Source organism: Streptomyces sp. NPDC016469 (assembly GCF_040632905.1).
Taxonomy (GTDB): domain Bacteria; phylum Actinomycetota; class Actinomycetes; order Streptomycetales; family Streptomycetaceae; genus Streptomyces.
The window spans coordinates 17,003-33,871 of the sequence record NZ_JBEYCQ010000031.1; the positions used below are offsets into that span (position 1 = coordinate 17,003).

The following is a 16,869-nucleotide window of genomic DNA, read 5'->3' on the forward strand; positions in this document are numbered from 1 at the left end:
CAATTTTGACTACTGCCTTGGGGGTGTGCTGGATTGCCGGACGCGATCGTGGTCGAGGGAATGCGCAAGCAGTACGGAGGGAAGTCCGCCCTGGACGGACTGGATCTGACGGTCGGCCGCGCCACCGTGCACGCCGTGCTCGGCCCCAACGGGGCCGGCAAGTCCACGGCGGTACGCGTCCTGTCGACCCTGCTGCGGTACGACGAGGGCCGGGCCGAAGTCGCGGGGTACGACGTGCGGCGGCGGCCGGCCGAGGTCCGTCGCCGGATCGGGCTGCTCGGCCAGCACCCCGCCCTCGACGAGGAGCTGGCCGGCCGGCAGAACCTGGAGATGTTCGGCCGGCTGCACCACCTGGGCGCCCGCCGGGCCGGGGCACGGGCGGACACCCTGCTCGACCGGTTCGGCCTCGCGGACACCGGCCGCAAGCCGGTCCGCGACTACAGCGGGGGCATGCGGCGGCGGCTCGACCTGGCGGCCTCGCTGATCACCGGTCCCGAGGTGCTCTTCCTGGACGAGCCGACGACCGGGCTCGACCCGCGCGGCCGCGCCGAGGTGTGGGCCGCCGTGCGCTCACTGGTCGACGGCGGCACGACCGTCCTGCTGACCACGCAGTATCTGGAGGAGGCCGACCAGCTCGCGGACCGGATCTCGCTGATCGACGGGGGCCGGGTCGCCGCCGAGGGCACGGCCGACGAGCTGAAGGCCCGGGTCGGCGGCGACCGCATCGACGTCGTCGTGCGTGACGCCTCCCAGCTGGCGCGCGCGGCCGCCCTGCTCGACGGCGGCACGGTGACGGACCCGGACCGGCGGGCCGTGGGAGCGCCGGCGGCGGACCGGGTGGCGGCGCTCACCGGGGCGGTGCGGGCGCTGGCGGACGCGGGCATCGAGGCGGAGGACATCGCGGTGCGCCGGCCGACGCTGGACGAGGTCTTCCTGGCCCTGACGGGCAGCGGCGACGACAAGGAGGTGGCGGCATGAGCGCGGCGATGTGGGCGGTGTCCGACTCCTGGACGATGACCCGGCGCGAACTGGCCCGCTGGGCCCGGCAGCCGGCGCAGGTGGTGGTGGGGCTGGCGTTCCCGGTGATGCTGCTGCTGATGTTCACCTATCTGGTCGGCGGCGGCCGCGGGGTCGAGGGGGAGGCCGTCGAGTACCTGGTGCCCGGCATGCTGGCGCTGACCATGGTCTTCGGCCTGGAGTCGACCATGCTCGCGGTCACCCGTGACCTGGAGAAGGGTGTCGTGGACCGGTTCCGCTCGATGCCGATGGTGTCCGGGGCGGTGCTGGTCGGACGGGCCGTCGCGGACATGCTCCAGTCGGCGGCCGCGCTGCTGGTGACGGGGGTGGTGGGTTACGCGGTCGGCTGGCGGTGGCACGACGGGGTGGCCGCCGTGCTGGGGGCGGTGGGGCTGCTTCTGCTGCTGCGGTTCGCGATGCTGTGGCTCGGCATCCTGCTGGCGCTGGTGGCCGGACGCCCGGAGCGGGTGCAGGCGGTGCAGATCCTGGTCTGGCCCGTGGGCTTCCTCTCCACGGTGTTCGCGGTGCCGGAGACGATGCCCGGATGGCTGGGCGCCGCCGTCGAGTGGAACCCGCTCTCGGCCACCGCGGCGGCAGTGCGCGAACTGTGCGGCAACCCGGGCGCGGACGGCGGCTCCTGGGCGGCCGGGCACACACAAGTCCTCGCGCTGCTCTGGCCGCTGGCGCTGCTCTCGGTGTTCTTCCCGTGCGCGGTCCGGTGGTTCGCCCGGCTCGGCCGCTGAATCCTCAGTGGTGGAAGGACGTCGCCGCGTTCTGATCACGGGTCAGCGGGTGCGGCTGGGCGCGGAGTTCGGGCACCAGGGAGCGCAGGTCCTGCAGGAGCAGTTCCGCCAGGTCCGACGAGAAGCCGTTGCGGCATACGATCCGGAGCACGGAGAGGTCCTCCCGGTCGGCCGGGAAGGTGTACGCGGGCACCAGCCAGCCCCGTTCGCGCAGTCGCCGTGACACGTCGAAGACGTCGTACGCCGTCACCTCCGGCTTGGTGGTGAGCGCGAAGACGGGCAACTGGTCGCCCCGGGTGAGCAGCCGGAAGTCGCCCAGCTCCTCGATCTTCGCGGCCAGCCCCGTCGCCACGTCCCGGGCCGCCTGCTGCACGGCCCGGTAGCCGTCCCGGCCCAGCCTCAGGAAGGTGTAGTACTGCGCGACGACCTGGGCGCCGGGCCGGGAGAAGTTCAGCGCGAAGGTGGGCATGTCGCCGCCCAGGTAGTTCACCCGGAAGACCAGCTCTTCGGGCAGTTCGGCGGGCGAGCGCCACAGCGCCCAGCCGACGCCCGGATAGACCAGGCCGTACTTGTGGCCGGAGGTGTTGATGGAGGAGACCCGGGGAAGCCGGAAGTCCCACACCAGGTCCTCGTCGAGGAACGGCGCGACCATGGCGCCGGAGGCCCCGTCGACGTGGACGGGGATGTCGAGACCGGTGCGCTCCTGGAGGCCGTCCAGGGCCGCGCACAGCTCCGCGATCGGCTCGTAGCTGCCGTCGAAGGTGGAGCCGAGTACGCCGACGACGCCGATGGTGTTCTCATCGCACAGCTCCACGGCGGCCTGCGGGTCGAGGTGGAAGCGGTCGCCCTCCATGGGGACGAGGCGCGGCTCGACCTCCCAGAACGTGCAGAACTTCTCCCAGCACACCTGCACGTTCACCCCCATCACGAGATTGGGCTTGGCGCTCGCCGGGTAGCGGTCGGCGTTCTTGGCCACCCAGCGGCGTTTGAGCGCCATCGCGGCGAGCATGCACGCCTCGCTGGACCCGGTCGTGGAACAGCCGACGGCCGCCGAGGGGTCGGGCGCGTGCCAGAGGTCGGCGAGCATCGACACACAGCGCCGCTCCAGCTCCGCGGTGCGCGGGTACTCGTCCTTGTCGATCATGTTCTTGTCGCGGCACTCGCCCATCAGCACCCCGGCCTGGGGCTCCATCCAGGTGGTGACGAAGGTGGCGAGGTTGAGCCGTGAGTTGCCGTCCAGCATCAGTTCGTCGTGGACGAGCCCGTACGCGGTGTGGGGCGGCATCGGTCCGTCCGGCATCCGGTGCCGGGGCGGCGCCGCCTCCATTCCGGCGACCGGGTCGGCGACCCCGTAGAACGGGTTGAGCGCCAGCTTGCGCTGCTCGGCCGACGGTTCGCCCTCGTGCACGGAGCCCCGGTGGAGCGGCATCACGGACCTGCCCTTCTCGGCTCGCGCCCGCGAGACCGGACGAATCCGACGATACGGACCGCTTGCGCGGGTGCCACCCGATGCTGGTCCGTCCGGCGCGCGGGCCCTTTGGCGCGGTCCGTCCGGCGTGGCGGCGCCCGGCGCACCGGCCGCCGCTCAGCGCAGCGCCGTGCCGTCCTCGCGCAGCTGCATCAGCGGCCGGCCGGTCACCAGCAGCCAGGCCGGCAGCGAGGCCACGCACAGCACCGGGAGCAGGGCCGTGTCGGAGGCCAGGACCGCCGCCGTGAACAGGCTCAGCCAGCCCTGCCGGGTGACGGCCAGCAGCACACCCAGCACCGCACACGTCACCGCGAGCGCCACCGGCACCCCGTCGACCAGCGCGTGGGCGCACAGGCCGAGCGCCACGCCCACGAACACGGCCGGGAAGATCCGGCCGCCCCGGAACCCGCAGGTCGCGGCGATCACCAGGGCGGCGGCCTTCACCACCGCCATCGTCCCGAACTCGGCGGCCGACCAGCCGTCCGGATCGGCGGCGAGCGTCTTCACCTCGTCCAGCCCCTTGAAAAGGGTGAGGTGCCCGCCCAGCGCCCCGAGCAGGCCGAGCGCGAGGCCGCCCAGGGTCAGGGCGAGCACCGGATGCGGCAGGGCCCGGAAGAAGCGGTGGACCAGGGGGAACGCGTACACCGCCGCGAGGCCGAGGACCGCTCCGGCGGAGGCGATCACGAGGGCGGCGAGCAGGTCGCCCCAGCCGGTGTGCGTGTACCCGGGCAGCGAAAGGTCGAAGCTGGGGTGCTCGGCCAGCGTCATGGTGAGCGACCCGGCGGCCCCGGCCGCGAGCGGCCCGAACAGCTTGTCCCAGAGCGCACCGGGGCCGGGCGCGGCGGCCAGCGTCTCGGTGAGGATCAGAGCGGCGGCGACCGGGGTGCCGAAGAGGGCGCCGATGGTGCCGGCGGCGGCGAGCGCGAGCCACAGCTCACCGGGCGCGTCCGGCGCGACCCGGCGGCCGGCCCAGGCGGCCAGGGCGATGTTGGCTGCGGTGATCGGGTTCTCCGGGCCGAGGCTGACGCCGCCGGCCAGGGCCAGGACGGTGACCACGAGCAGGCCGGGCACCACGTGGGGCGGCAGGGGAGGGTCGACCAGCCCCATGGTCGCCGGGTCCGGGCCGCCCCGGCCGGGTACGGCGCGCAGGACCAGTCCGGTCACCAGGCCCGTGACCGTGAGCATCACGATCATCCACAACGAGGACCACCGCCCCACCGACAGCGCGTCGGGCAGCGTCTCCCACAGCACGTCCTGGAGCTTCTCCGCGAGGATACTGACCCCGAGCAGGACCAGGGCCGAGGCCACGCCCACGGCAAGGGCGGGCACGATGAGGGCGAGCAGCCGGCGGGCGGGGGCGGGCTCGGCGGCCACGGCGGAATCGGTCGGCATCGGCACACCATAGCGACGTGAAAGCCGTAAAGCCGTCCAAAAGGGACGGAAAGTGAGCGGGACTTGCACCTCACGCCGCGTGAGGGCCCAGGCTCGAACGCGTACCCACACAGGAAGGAGCGGGGAGCCATGGAGCACTCCGTGGGACAGGTCGCCGGCTATGCCGGGGTCACGGTGCGCACCCTGCACCACTACGACTCCATCGGCCTGCTCTCACCGGGCGGGCGCAGCCACGCGGGCCACCGGCGCTACGACGACGCCGACCTGGACCGGCTGCAGCAGATCCTCTTCTACCGGGAGCTCGGCTTCCCGCTGGACGAGATCGCGGCCCTGCTCGACGACCCGGACGCGGACCCGCAGGAGCACCTGCGCCGCCAGCACGCGCTGCTGTCGCACCGGATCGCGGAGCTCCAGCGGATGGCCGCCGCCGTAGAGACAGCGATGGAGGCACGCAGGATGGGCATCAACCTCACCCCCGAGGAGAAGTTCGAGGTCTTCGGCGACAAGGACCCCGAGAAGCACGCGGAGGAGGCCGAGCGCCGCTGGGGCGGCACCGACACCTACGCCGAGTCGCAGCGCCGGGCCGCCCGCTACACGAAGGAGGACTGGCAGCGGATGAAGGCCGAGGTCGACTCCTGGAGCGAGCGCTACGTGGCGCTGATGGAGGCCGGTGAGCCCGCCGACGGCGAGCGCGCCACGGTCCTCGCGGAGGAGCACCGGCTCCACATCTCCACCTGGTTCTACGACTGCGGCTACGAGATGCACCGGAACCTCGGCGGGATGTACGTCGCCGATCCGCAGTTCAAGGCGTTCTACGACACCATGCGACCGGGCCTCGCCGAGCACCTGCGCGACGCGATCGAGGCGAACGCGCGCCGCCGGGCGTAAACGGCCACCAGGGCCTGTCCGAGCGGGTGGAACCCGAGGCCGCCCCGAGGCGTTGATAGCTTGGGGCGGCCACGCAGCCGCCCATCGACCTCATCCTGGAGCCCGGACCCTTGAATACGCTTGCGCTCGGACCGAGCTGGCTGGACCCGGACCATCTCATCGGACAGTTCGGCCTGGCCGGCGTCCTGGTCATCGTCTTCGCCGAGTCCGGGCTGCTCATCGGCTTCTTCCTGCCCGGTGACTCCCTGCTGTTCACCACCGGCCTGCTGGTCACGACCGACAAGCTGCACACCCCGCTCTGGCTGGTCTGTGTCCTGGTCGCGCTGGCCGCGATCATCGGCGACCAGGTGGGCTATCTCTTCGGCCGCAAGGTCGGCCCCTCGCTCTTCAGCCGGCCCGACTCCCGCCTCTTCAAGCAGGAGAACGTCGAGAAGGCCCACGAGTTCTTCGAGAAGCACGGCCCGAAGTCGCTGATCCTGGCCCGCTTCGTGCCGATCGTGCGGACCTTCACCCCGATCATCGCGGGCGTCAGCCGGATGAACTACCGCTCGTTCATCGTCTTCAACGTGATCGGCGGCGTCCTGTGGGGCGTCGGCGTGACCCTGCTCGGCGCCGCCCTCGGCAACGTCGAGTTCGTCCACAAGAACATCGAGGCGATGCTCGTCCTGATCGTGCTGATCTCGGTGATCCCGATCGGCATCGAGTTCCTGCGCGCCCGGAGCAAGGGCAAGAAGGAGGGCGGCGCCGCCGGGAACGGCGAGGTGCCCCCGCAGGACCCGGCCGCCGGCCGCCGCGGCCGCCACGCCAAGCGCTGAGCGCCGTACGTCCCTGAGGGGCGACCCGGTCAGAAGCCGCGCGTCCGCTTGGCCGCGCGGCGGTTCGCGCCCCCGACCGCGCCCGGCACCCGCATGAACAGCCGGGAGATCTCGCTCCCCAGGTTCACCCCGATGGCGATGGCCAACGCCGTCGCCACCGCCGTCGACAGCGAGGCGAGGCCCCGGTCCAGCTCGTTCTGCGCGACACCCAGCAGACCGAAGTACGTCGCCGAACCGGGCAGCAGCGGCCCGATCGCCGCCGTGATGAACGGCAGCGACGACGTGTAGCGGTACCGCGAGAACAGCTGCCCGAACAGCCCGACGAGCCCGGCGGCCGCGGCCGTCGCGGCCACCGCCGACAGGTTGCCCGTCTGGGCCATCGCCCCGTAGACGATCCAGGCCACTCCGCCGTTCAAGGTCACCGCGAGCACCGTCGCCCGCTCCTGCTGGAGCAGGATCGCGAAGGACAGGGTCAGCACCATCGACGCCAGGGTCTGGATCACCGGCCGGTCGTGCGTGATGAACCGCGCCTCCGGATCCAGCTCCGCGCCCAGCTGGAGCCCCCCGTACAGGGCCAGCAGCACTCCGGTGACGATCGCGATGAAGAAGTACATGACCTCCAGGAGCCGTGCCGAGGCCGTGATGTAGTACCCGGTCAGCCCGTCCTGCACGCCCGCCACCAGCGCCCGCCCCGGCAGCAGCGCGAACAGTCCACCGGTGATCACCGCCGACGGCCGTACGTCCGACCAGTGCGTCAGCGTCAGCGCCACGCCCATCGCGGCGGGCGGCATCGCCGCCACCACGAACTGGTAGAACTCCGGCAGCCCGCGCCCGGCGCACAGCCAGGCCAGCCGGTCACCGAGCATCGCCCCGAGCGCCGCGATCAGGAACACCAGCGCACCACCGCCGACCAGCACGGACGCGGCCCCGGCCAGCCCGCCGGCGGCCAGCGTGAGCACCCAGCCGGGATACGGGTGCCGATTGCGCCGGATCTCCGCCAGCCGCCGGTACGCCTCCTCCAACGACACCTCGTCGTCGGCCGTGGTGATGTCGTCGATCAGCCGGAAGACCGCCGCCAGCCGCGTGTAGTCGGTGCCCCGGCGGCGTACCGTACGGCTCGCCGTCACCGGGTCGTCCACCAGCGACGGCTGGTGCGAGATCGACAGCAGGGTGAACGTCACGGTCGGCTCGCAGCGGTCGAGCCCGTAGCTCCTCATCACCGCGAACATGGCCGCCTCGACGTCCTCGGCGCCCTCGCCGCCCGCGAGCAGCAGCTCCCCGATACGCAGCGTCAGGTCGAGCACGCGCGGAACCGGGGGCCCCGCCTCCTCGTCGTGCCGCTGGACCGGCTCCGTGGCCGGGCGCTCGGCGACCGGCATCCGCAGCATGGTGCGCATCCGGTCCTGCCAGGGCGCCTCCTTGGTCAGCCGGACCATCGGCACCCCGTACACCGGGGTGAACGCCGGCGGGGAGTCCCGGAAGCTGTACGTGCTCGGCGTGGCGAACGCCGAACCGGTCGTCTCGGACCCGGAAGCGGAACCCGTACCGGAACCGGAACCCGGGGCCGGGGACTCGGGCGTCACCCCCTCCGGAAGGGCGAACTCCGACGTCGGGTGATCCTCCTCGGGCGGAGCCGCCGGTTCGGTCCCGGCAGGCTGCGAGAAGGCGCTGTGCGCCTCGTCGGACTGGGGTTTCTCGTCATCGAAACCGCCCGGTTCCGCCACCACTCGACCTCGTTCCTCCTCGGCTGCGCGTCCTCGGCCGCACTCCTGCCCAGTATGGCCACGCCCAAGGGAGGGCACACGGAACGGGCGGCACACCCGCGTGGGTATACCGCCCGTTTCGTAGCCCGCTCACACGAAGCGGAACGTCAGTGCGCGCCGCCCTGCGCCTCCAGGCGCTTGCGGGAGGCGACGATCTCGGCCTCGGCCTCGGCGCGGCCGACCCAGTCGGCGCCCTCGACGGACTTGCCCGGCTCCAGGTCCTTGTAGACCTCGAAGAAGTGCTGGATCTCCAGGCGGTCGAACTCCGACACGTGCTGGATGTCCTGCAGGTGCTCCACCCGGGGGTCGGACGCCGGGACGCACAGCAGCTTGTCGTCGCCGCCGGCCTCGTCGGTCATCCGGAACATGCCGATCGCGCGGCACTTGATGAGGCAGCCCGGGAACGTCGGCTCCTCCAGGATCACCAGCGCGTCCAGCGGGTCGCCGTCCTCACCGAGGGTGTCCTCGACGAAGCCGTAGTCCGCCGGGTAGCTGGTCGAGGTGAAGAGCCGACGGTCCAGACGAATCCGGCCGGTCTCGTGATCCACCTCGTACTTGTTGCGCGAACCCTTCGGGATCTCGATAACGACGTCGAACTCCACGGGTGGCTCCTCCATGATCAACACATACGACTGGTGGTTAAGTGTCCCTCACGCAGATGTGTGCTCGCGAAAGGGGCTGGTCAACGGTGGCCGAGCCGGTGGAAAGACCGTCGACCGAACCGCCCGGCAGGCCCGGCGGCAGTATCGCGGCCCGCCTGGGCGTACGCGGCGGAGTGAACGACTGGCAGTTCACGGCCGTGTCCGCCGTCGTCGGACTGGCCCTCGCGGCCGGCGCCGTCCTCGCCGCCGGACCCTGGGACTCGGGTCAGCGTAAGGCCGAGCGCGACCGGGCGGCCGCCGCCGAACACACAGGTGGCGCACATCACGACGCCGGCGACCCCGAGGGCCCCGCTCCCGCCCCCAGCGCCCCCGCCGTCCTCGCCGCCCTGTCCGCCGCCGGCACCGGCCCGGAGAACGCCCCGGCCGGCGCCACCCGCGACCTGCGCGCCGTCCTGGACCCGCTGCTGGAGAACGACGCGCTGGGCGCCCGCCGCGCCGCCGTCGTCATCGACACCGCCACCGGCGAACGCCTCTACGGCAAGGGCGCCGACGCCCCCATGACGCCCGCCTCCACCGTCAAGATCGCCACCACCGTCGCCGCCCTCGGCGCCCTCGGTCCCGCCCACCGCATCCCCACCACCGTGCGCGCCTCCGACGATCTGCGCACCGTCACCCTCGTCGGCGGCGGCGACCCCACCCTGGACAAGCCCGCCCTGCGCGCCCTCGCCACCAAGACCGCCCGCGCCCTCAAGACCGCCAAGGCCCCCTCCGTACGCCTCCGCTACGACACCTCCGCCTACGCGGGGCCCACGCACCACCCGATCGGCCCCAACGAGAACATCGCGCCCATGAGCGCCCTGATGCTGAACGAGGGCCGCCAGGACGACTCCGTCAAGGGCCCCGCTCCGCGCACCGAGGACCCGGCAGGCGACGCCGCCCGCGCCTTCGCCGGATACCTGGACGACGCCGGCGTCACCACCAAGGGCGCACCCGCCCCCGGCCGCCCCGCCAAGAAGTCCCGCACCGTCGCCGCCCACCTCTCCGCCCCCCTCTCCGGCCTGGTCGAACGCGCCCTGACCAACAGCGACAACGACATCGCCGAGGCCCTGGCCCGGCAGACCGCCATCGCCGCCGGGCAGCCCGCCGACTTCAAGGGCGGCCGACGGGCCGTCACCGCCCGCCTCAAGAAGCTCGGTCTGCCCCTCAAGGGCGTGAACATCGCCGACGGCAGCGGGCTCGACCGCGAGGACAAGGTGACCGCCGCCCTGCTCGCCGGCCTCCTCGCCCGGGCGGCCGACCCCGCCCACCCCGAACTGCGCCCCGTCCTCACCGGCCTCCCCGTGGCCGGCTTCAGCGGCACGCTCAGCAGCCGCTACACCAGCAAGGCCGGCGGCACCGGCTTCATCCGCGCCAAGACCGGCACCCTCACCGGCGTCAACAGCCTCGCCGGCACGGTCGTGGACACCCGGGGGCGGCTCCTCGCCTTCGCCTTCCTCGCCTCCGGCACCACCGCCCCCACCGAGGCCCAGAAGGCCCTCGACAAACTCGCCACCGCGCTCGGCGCCGGGAAGCGATGAGCCCGTCAACACCGCACCGCATCAAGGGGCGAGCACGTACGGTTGACGCATGACGAGCATCGGTGGTGCAGGGATGGTCGACTGGAACCTCGCGGTCGCGACCGCGACCCGGCTTGTGCGGCCGGGCCCCGAGATCAGCCGCGAGGAGGCCCGCGAGGTCGTCGCGGAGCTGCGCAGGCACGCGAAGGCGGCGGAGGAGCACGTCCGCGCCTTCACCCGGATGATCCCCGAGGGAACGGAGCCGGAGGATACCCCCGTCCTCGTCGTGGACCGGGCCGGCTGGATCAAGGCCAACGTCGCCGGCTTCCGCGAACTGCTGCGCCCCCTCCTGGAGAAGATGGAGGAACGGCGCAGCGGCGGCGCGGGCGGCGCCGTGCTCGGTGCGGTCGGCTCCAAGGTCACCGGCGTCGAGGTCGGCATGCTGCTGTCCTTCCTCGCCTCCCGCGTCCTCGGCCAGTACGAGACCTTCGCCCCCGCCACCCGCGACCTCCCCGCCTCCGCCGACGGCGGCGGCCGCCTCCTGCTCGTCGCGCCGAACATCGTCCACGTCGAACGCGAGCTGGCGGCGGACCCGCACGACTTCCGGCTCTGGGTCGCCCTCCACGAGGAGACCCACCGCACCCAGTTCACCGCCGTGCCCTGGCTCCGCGACCACCTCCAGGGCGAGATCCAGTCCTTCCTGGACGAGACCGACGTCGACCCGATGACCTTCCTGGAGCGGCTGCGCGAGGCCGCCCAGTCCCTCGCCGGCGGCCGGCCCGACGGCGAGTCCGGCGAGGACGGCGGCCGCAGCCTGGTCGAGCTCGTCCAGACCCCCGCCCAGCGCGAGATCCTCGGCCGCCTCACCGCCGTCATGTCCCTCCTGGAAGGACACGCCGACTACGTCATGGACGGCGTCGGCCCCGAGGTGGTGTCCTCCGTCGCCGAGATCCGCGAGAAGTTCCAGCAGCGCCGCGCCCGCGGCGCGAGCCGCCTCGACCAGGCCCTGCGCAAGCTGCTCGGCCTCGACGCCAAGCTCCGCCAGTACCGGGACGGCGAACGCTTCGTGCGCGCCGTCGTGGACGAGGTCGGCATGGACGGCTTCAACCGGGTGTGGACCTCGCCCAACACCCTCCCCACCAAGGCGGAGATCGCCCGCCCCGCGGACTGGATCGCGAGGGTGCACCGTAAGGCAGAGTCGTGATCAAGGTCCCCGGTACGAAGGCAACGCGCCGGTAATCACCCATCCGAGGGACCGTAGGGGCATGGGAAGGCGTGCAATGCTCGATGGACGGCATTGCTCTGTCACCATCGACGCACTCTGAGTGACGGCACTCCTTCCCGTCCCGGCACTCCGAGACACCCCTGAAGAACCTCACGAAGGGCACCGGACATGGGTCCCCATCCTGCGGTCGCGGCGATACGCCTGGCGGTCCGCCGCGTACTCCACGACGTCATCGCCGAACACGCCGAACAGACCGAACGCGCCGGGCACGCCGCCCCGCACCCCGAGCTGGCTCAGGCCGGGGCCGGCAGCCGCCGCGGCGCACTCCCCGACCGCCCCGACACCCCCCTGGTGCTCGTCGCCTGCTCCGGCGGCGCCGACTCCATGGCGCTCGCCTCCGCCCTCGCCTTCGAGGCCCGCAAACTCCCCGTCCGGGCCGGCGGCATCACCGTCGACCACGGCCTCCAGGACGGCTCCGACACCCGCGCCGCCGAGGTCGCCGCCCGGCTCGCCGCCATGGACCTCGGCCCCGTCGAGGCCGTCGCCGTCCACGTCGGCCGTGAGGGCGGGCCCGAGGCCGCCGCCCGCGACGCCCGCTACGCCGCGCTCGACGCCGCCGCCGAACGCCACGGCGCCGCCGCCGTCCTCCTCGGCCACACCCGCGACGACCAGGCCGAGACCGTCCTGCTGGGCCTCGCCCGCGGCTCCGGCATCCGCTCCCTGTCCGGCATGGCAGCCGCCTCGGGCCCGGCCGGCCGCTACCGCCGCCCCTTCCTCCAGCTCGACCGCCAGACCGCCCGCACCGCCTGCCTCGCCCAGTCCCTGCCCGTCTGGGACGACCCCCACAACATCGATCCCGCCTACACCCGCTCCCGGCTGCGCCACGAGGGCCTGCCCGCCCTGGAGAAGGCCCTCGGCAAGGGCGTGGTCGAAGCCCTCGCCCGTACGGCCCAGCTCTCCCGCGACGACGCCGACGCCCTCGACACCTGGGCCGCCGCCGCCGACCGTGACGTACGCGACGACGCCGGCCGGCTGGAGTGCGCCAAGCTGTACGCGCTGCCCCCCGCCGTACGCCGCCGGGTGCTCCGCCGGGCCGCCATAGAGGCGGGATCCCCGGCCGGTTCGCTCTTCGCCCGGCACATCGAGGAAGTGGACCGCCTGGTCACCGGCTGGCGCGGCCAGCAGGCCATCAACCTCCCCGGACGCGTCGAAGCCTTGCGGCAGGGTGGCAGACTGGTCATCCGGCAGAGCTGACGCACGAGCGGCTGACAAGCAGGGCGAGCGGCCGCGCAGGTCCGGGACTCCACCCCCGGGCCCGGCAGGCACAGAAAGAGACGCGGGTGAACGAGAAGGACATGGGCACCGACCTCCAGTCGGTGCTCCTCACCAAGGAAGAGATCGACGCGAAGCTCGTGGAGCTGGCCGCGAAGATCGACGCGGAGTACGCCGGCAAGGACCTGCTCCTCGTCGGCGTCCTCAAGGGCGCCGTCATGGTCATGGCGGACCTGGCGCGCGCGCTGTCCACCCCCGTCACCATGGACTGGATGGCCGTCTCCTCGTACGGCGCGGGCACCCAGTCCTCCGGTGTCGTCCGGATCCTCAAGGACCTGGACACCGACATCAAGGGCAAGCACGTTCTGATCGTCGAGGACATCATCGACTCCGGCCTGACGCTGTCCTGGCTGATGTCGAACCTGGGCTCGCGCGAGCCCGCCTCGCTGGAGATCTGCACCCTGCTCCGCAAGCCCGACGCGGCCAAGGTCGCGCTCGACTGCAAGTGGGTCGGCTTCGACATTCCCAACGAGTTCGTCGTCGGCTACGGGCTGGACTACGCGGAGAAGTACCGCAACCTCCCCTTCGTCGGGACCCTCGCCCCGCACGTATACGGAGGCTGAGGGCCCGCGGACCCGCCGCCGGGCCCGCCGGGAACCCTCAGGGGCCGCCCGCCGTTGAGCCTTCGAGGCGCGATTGCCGGACGTCCGAGGCGGACGCCGGTGACCATGCTGGGGTACCGTCCGAAGAACAGTCTTTACTCACAGCAGCATTTACCTACGGGCAGGAGGGACGGGGCGTCTTCGCCTCGTATGGATGGACGTGAAGCGATACTTCCGTGGGCCGGTCATGTGGATCGTGCTGGCCGTCCTCGCCGTGGTCGTGTTGATGAATGTCGTCGGCTCGGGCGGCGGCTACAAGACGGTGGACACCGGACAGGTGATCCAGGCGATCAGCAAGAACCAGGTGGACCAGGCCAAGCTCACCACCGGTGACGATCACATCATCAAGATCGAACTGAAGGACGGCCAGAAGCTGGCCGACGAGTCCGGCAGCAAGTTCCAGGCGAGCTACATCGGCAACCAGGGCGTCCAGCTCGCCGACATGCTCCAGAAGAAGTACGAGAGCGGCGACATCAAGGACGGGTACACCGTCTCGCCCTCGAAGCAGTCCCCGTTCGTCTCGATCCTCTTCTCGCTGCTGCCGTTCGTCCTCATCGTGGTCGTCTTCCTGTTCCTGATGAATCAGATGCAGGGTGGCGGCTCCAAGGTCATGCAGTTCGGCAAGTCCAAGGCCAAGCTGATTACCAAGGACACCCCGAAGACGACGTTCGCCGACGTGGCGGGCTCGGACGAGGCGGTCGAGGAGCTCCACGAGATCAAGGAGTTCCTCCAGGAGCCTGCCAAGTTCCAGGCCGTCGGCGCCAAGATCCCCAAGGGCGTTCTGCTCTACGGGCCTCCCGGCACCGGCAAGACCCTGCTCGCGCGCGCCGTCGCGGGCGAGGCGGGCGTCCCGTTCTACTCGATCTCCGGCTCCGACTTCGTGGAGATGTTCGTCGGTGTCGGCGCCTCCCGGGTCCGCGACCTCTTCGAGCAGGCCAAGGCGAACGCCCCGGCGATCGTCTTCGTGGACGAGATCGACGCCGTCGGACGCCACCGCGGCGCCGGCATGGGCGGCGGTCACGACGAGCGCGAGCAGACGCTCAACCAGCTGCTCGTGGAGATGGACGGCTTCGACGTGAAGGGCGGCGTCATCCTGATCGCCGCCACGAACCGCCCGGACATCCTCGACCCGGCGCTGCTGCGCCCGGGCCGCTTCGACCGGCAGATCGCGGTCGACCGGCCGGACATGCAGGGCCGCCTGGAGATCCTGAAGGTCCACCAGAAGGGCAAGCCGGTCGCCCCGGACGTCGACCTCGGCGCCGTCGCCCGTCGCACGCCCGGTTTCACCGGTGCCGACCTGTCGAACGTGCTGAACGAGGCCGCGCTCCTTACGGCGCGCAGCAACCAGAAGCTCATCGACAACGCCATGCTGGACGAGGCGATCGACCGCGTCGTGGCGGGCCCGCAGAAGCGGACCCGGATCATGTCCGAGAAGGAGAAGAAGATCACCGCGTACCACGAGGGCGGACACGCCCTGGTCGCGGCGGCTTCCCCCCAGTCGGACCCGGTGCACAAGATCACGATCCTCTCCCGCGGCCGCGCCCTCGGTTACACGATGGTGCTCCCGGAGGAGGACAAGTACTCCACGACGCGCAACGAGATGCTCGACCAGCTCGCGTACATGCTGGGCGGGCGCGCGGCCGAGGAGCTGGTCTTCCACGACCCGACCACCGGCGCCGCGAACGACATCGAGAAGGCCACGGCGACGGCCCGCGCGATGGTCACGCAGTACGGCATGACCGAGCGGCTCGGCGCGATCAAGTTCGGCGGTGACAACACCGAACCGTTCGTGGGCCGCGAGATGGGTCACCAGCGCGACTACTCGGAAGAGGTCGCCGCGCTGGTGGACGAAGAGGTCAAGAAGCTCATCGAGACCGCCCACAACGACGCGTGGGAGATCCTCGTCGAGAACCGCGACGTGCTGGACACCCTGGTTCTCCGCCTCCTGGAGAAGGAGACCCTGGGCAAGGAGGAGATCGCCGAGATCTTCGCCCCGATCGTCAAGCGCCCGGCCCGCCCCGCGTGGACCGGCTCCGCCCGGCGCACCCCGTCCACCCGTCCGCCGGTCCTCTCCCCGAAGGAGCTCGCCCTCACCAACGGCGCGAGCACGGCCGCCGGCTCGGTCACGGACACCGTCCCGAGCCCGGAGGCCCTCCCCGAGGACCGTCCCGAGAGCTAGTCACCGACCCGGTGTGGCCCCCGTCACGGGGGTCCCACCAGGCCCGGAATGGATGCCGCGTCCCCCAGGTTCTAGCCTGTTGGGGGCGCGGCTTTTCCGTACACCTGCGCGGATGCCCCCGCAGCGACAGCTCAAGGAACGAGGCACACATGACCGACCCGGTGACGCTGGACCCCCAGGGGTCGATCGGCGAGTTCGACGAGAAGCGTGCCGAGGCCGCCGTCCGGGAGCTGCTGCTGGCCGTGGGCGAGAACCCCGACCGCGAGGGCCTGAAGGAGACGCCGGGTCGGGTGGCGCGGGCGTACAAGGAGATATTCGCCGGGCTGTACCAGCGGCCCGAGGACGTCCTGACGACCACATTCGACCTGGGCCACGACGAAATGGTGCTGGTCAAGGACATCGAAGTGTTCAGTACGTGTGAACATCATCTGGTCCCGTTCCGCGGGGTGGCGCACGTCGGGTACATTCCGGCCACCAGCGGCAAGATCACCGGTCTGTCGAAGCTGGCCCGGTTGGTGGACGTCTACGCCCGCCGGCCGCAGGTGCAGGAGCGGCTGACCACGCAGATCGCCGAGTCCCTGATGGAGATCCTGGAGCCGCGCGGCGTCATCGTCGTCATCGAGTGCGAGCACATGTGCATGTCGATGCGTGGAATCCGCAAGCCCGGGGCGAAGACGCTGACCTCCGCGGTCCGCGGGCAGCTGCGCGACCCCGCGACGCGCGCCGAGGCCATGAGCCTCATCATGGCGCGCTGACCCCGCCTCCGGCCTGCCCACGAGCCGGACCGGCGCCGGACCTACGCCGTCGCCGCGTCCGGCTTGTTGTCGTCCTTGTCGTCCGGGAGCTTGCAGACGTGTTCCAGGAAGAGGGCGGCGGCGATGACCGCGATGCCGGCCAGGACCGCGAAAGCGGCGTAGATGGCCTGGTCGCGGCGGGGCGGGTTGTCCAGGGAACCGAGCAGGAAGACGGCCGTGCCGCCGTACATGCCGGAGACCAGGGCGACGACCAGGGCGCTCGCCTGGGCGAAGACCAGGGCGCGGGCGGCCATCAGGGGCTCGACGCCCTTGGCGCCGGGGCGGCGTTCGCGCTGGGCGCGCAGGCGGGCGCGGATGGAGAGCGCCGTGGCCAGCAGGACGACGGCGATCAGCGCGAGGACGATGGGCGCGAAGAGCGGGACGCTGGGCAGCGTGCCCAGGGAGTCCCAGAGGCGGGCCGCGCCCCAGGACAGGACTCCGGCGGCGGCGAAGAGGCCGGTCAGGACTCCGAGCCGTAGTTGCTTCACCGGGT

15 protein-coding genes are annotated in these 16,869 nt (G+C 71.8%); 10 read left to right on the forward strand and 5 right to left on the reverse strand.

The window, feature by feature from the left end; genetic code table 11:
• Positions 1–33: 33 nt before the first annotated feature.
• Together ABZ565_RS28590 and ABZ565_RS28595 are read left to right on the forward strand one after the other, a co-directional pair.
• The gene (locus ABZ565_RS28590) at positions 34–978 is read left to right on the forward strand and encodes an ATP-binding cassette domain-containing protein (protein WP_361032896.1); all 945 of its coding nucleotides are present in this window, start codon (positions 34–36) and stop codon (positions 976–978) included.
• Positions 975–1,760 carry an ABC transporter permease gene (locus tag ABZ565_RS28595; protein ID WP_361032899.1) on the forward strand — a complete coding sequence of 262 codons (786 nt, stop codon included), beginning with the start codon at positions 975–977 and terminating at the stop codon, positions 1,758–1,760. The genes ABZ565_RS28590 and ABZ565_RS28595 overlap by 4 nt, the downstream gene beginning before the upstream one ends.
• 4 nt (positions 1,761–1,764) lie before the next feature.
• Here the strand turns inward: ABZ565_RS28595 and ABZ565_RS28600 are convergent, their stop codons facing one another.
• Both ABZ565_RS28600 and ABZ565_RS28605 read right to left on the reverse strand, forming a co-directional pair.
• Positions 1,765–3,189, reverse strand: coding sequence for a glutamate decarboxylase (locus ABZ565_RS28600; protein ID WP_361033071.1), 1,425 nt, complete (start codon positions 3,187–3,189; stop codon positions 1,765–1,767).
• Between the two features lie 156 nt (positions 3,190–3,345).
• Positions 3,346–4,620 carry an ion channel protein gene (locus ABZ565_RS28605; RefSeq protein ID WP_361032902.1) on the reverse strand — a complete coding sequence of 425 codons (1,275 nt, stop codon included), beginning with the start codon at positions 4,618–4,620 and terminating at the stop codon, positions 3,346–3,348.
• A gap of 129 nt (positions 4,621–4,749) precedes the next feature.
• Between ABZ565_RS28605 and ABZ565_RS28610 the strand changes: the two genes are divergently transcribed.
• Both ABZ565_RS28610 and ABZ565_RS28615 read left to right on the forward strand, forming a co-directional pair.
• Positions 4,750–5,508, forward strand: coding sequence for a MerR family transcriptional regulator (locus tag ABZ565_RS28610; protein WP_361032905.1), 759 nt, complete (start codon positions 4,750–4,752; stop codon positions 5,506–5,508).
• A 110-nt stretch (positions 5,509–5,618) separates the two neighbouring features.
• Positions 5,619–6,323 carry a VTT domain-containing protein gene (locus ABZ565_RS28615; protein ID WP_361032908.1) on the forward strand — a complete coding sequence of 235 codons (705 nt, stop codon included), beginning with the start codon at positions 5,619–5,621 and terminating at the stop codon, positions 6,321–6,323.
• 29 nt (positions 6,324–6,352) lie between these two features.
• Here the strand turns inward: ABZ565_RS28615 and ABZ565_RS28620 are convergent, their stop codons facing one another.
• Complete coding sequence (locus ABZ565_RS28620; protein WP_361032911.1) at positions 6,353–8,050, reverse strand: threonine/serine exporter family protein; 1,698 nt, start codon at positions 8,048–8,050, stop codon at positions 6,353–6,355.
• Positions 8,051–8,193: 143 nt separating this feature from the next.
• Positions 8,194–8,688 carry an inorganic diphosphatase gene (locus ABZ565_RS28625; protein WP_018520452.1) on the reverse strand — a complete coding sequence of 165 codons (495 nt, stop codon included), beginning with the start codon at positions 8,686–8,688 and terminating at the stop codon, positions 8,194–8,196.
• Positions 8,689–8,774: 86 nt separating this feature from the next.
• Between ABZ565_RS28625 and dacB the strand changes: the two genes are divergently transcribed.
• The 6 genes from dacB to folE all read left to right on the forward strand — a co-directional run bounded on the left by dacB (position 8,775) and on the right by folE (position 16,337).
• The gene (dacB, locus tag ABZ565_RS28630) at positions 8,775–10,265 is read left to right on the forward strand and encodes a D-alanyl-D-alanine carboxypeptidase/D-alanyl-D-alanine-endopeptidase (RefSeq protein ID WP_361032914.1); all 1,491 of its coding nucleotides are present in this window, start codon (positions 8,775–8,777) and stop codon (positions 10,263–10,265) included.
• 49 nt (positions 10,266–10,314) lie between these two features.
• Positions 10,315–11,448 carry a zinc-dependent metalloprotease gene (locus ABZ565_RS28635; RefSeq protein WP_361032917.1) on the forward strand — a complete coding sequence of 378 codons (1,134 nt, stop codon included), beginning with the start codon at positions 10,315–10,317 and terminating at the stop codon, positions 11,446–11,448.
• A 189-nt stretch (positions 11,449–11,637) separates the two neighbouring features.
• The gene (gene tilS / locus ABZ565_RS28640) at positions 11,638–12,723 is read left to right on the forward strand and encodes a tRNA lysidine(34) synthetase TilS (protein ID WP_361032920.1); all 1,086 of its coding nucleotides are present in this window, start codon (positions 11,638–11,640) and stop codon (positions 12,721–12,723) included.
• A gap of 101 nt (positions 12,724–12,824) precedes the next feature.
• Positions 12,825–13,364 (forward strand): hypoxanthine phosphoribosyltransferase, encoded by a 540-nt coding sequence (gene hpt, locus ABZ565_RS28645; protein WP_037777945.1) that lies wholly within the window; start codon positions 12,825–12,827, stop codon positions 13,362–13,364.
• A gap of 193 nt (positions 13,365–13,557) precedes the next feature.
• Positions 13,558–15,582, forward strand: coding sequence for an ATP-dependent zinc metalloprotease FtsH (gene ftsH / locus ABZ565_RS28650; RefSeq protein ID WP_361032923.1), 2,025 nt, complete (start codon positions 13,558–13,560; stop codon positions 15,580–15,582).
• 149 nt (positions 15,583–15,731) lie between these two features.
• Complete coding sequence (folE, locus tag ABZ565_RS28655) at positions 15,732–16,337, forward strand: GTP cyclohydrolase I FolE (protein ID WP_361032926.1); 606 nt, start codon at positions 15,732–15,734, stop codon at positions 16,335–16,337.
• Positions 16,338–16,378: 41 nt separating this feature from the next.
• On the opposite strand, the gene ABZ565_RS28660 is transcribed toward folE, so the two are convergent.
• Positions 16,379–16,864 (reverse strand): DUF3180 domain-containing protein, encoded by a 486-nt coding sequence (locus ABZ565_RS28660; RefSeq protein WP_361032929.1) that lies wholly within the window; start codon positions 16,862–16,864, stop codon positions 16,379–16,381.
• Positions 16,865–16,869 lie beyond the last annotated feature (5 nt).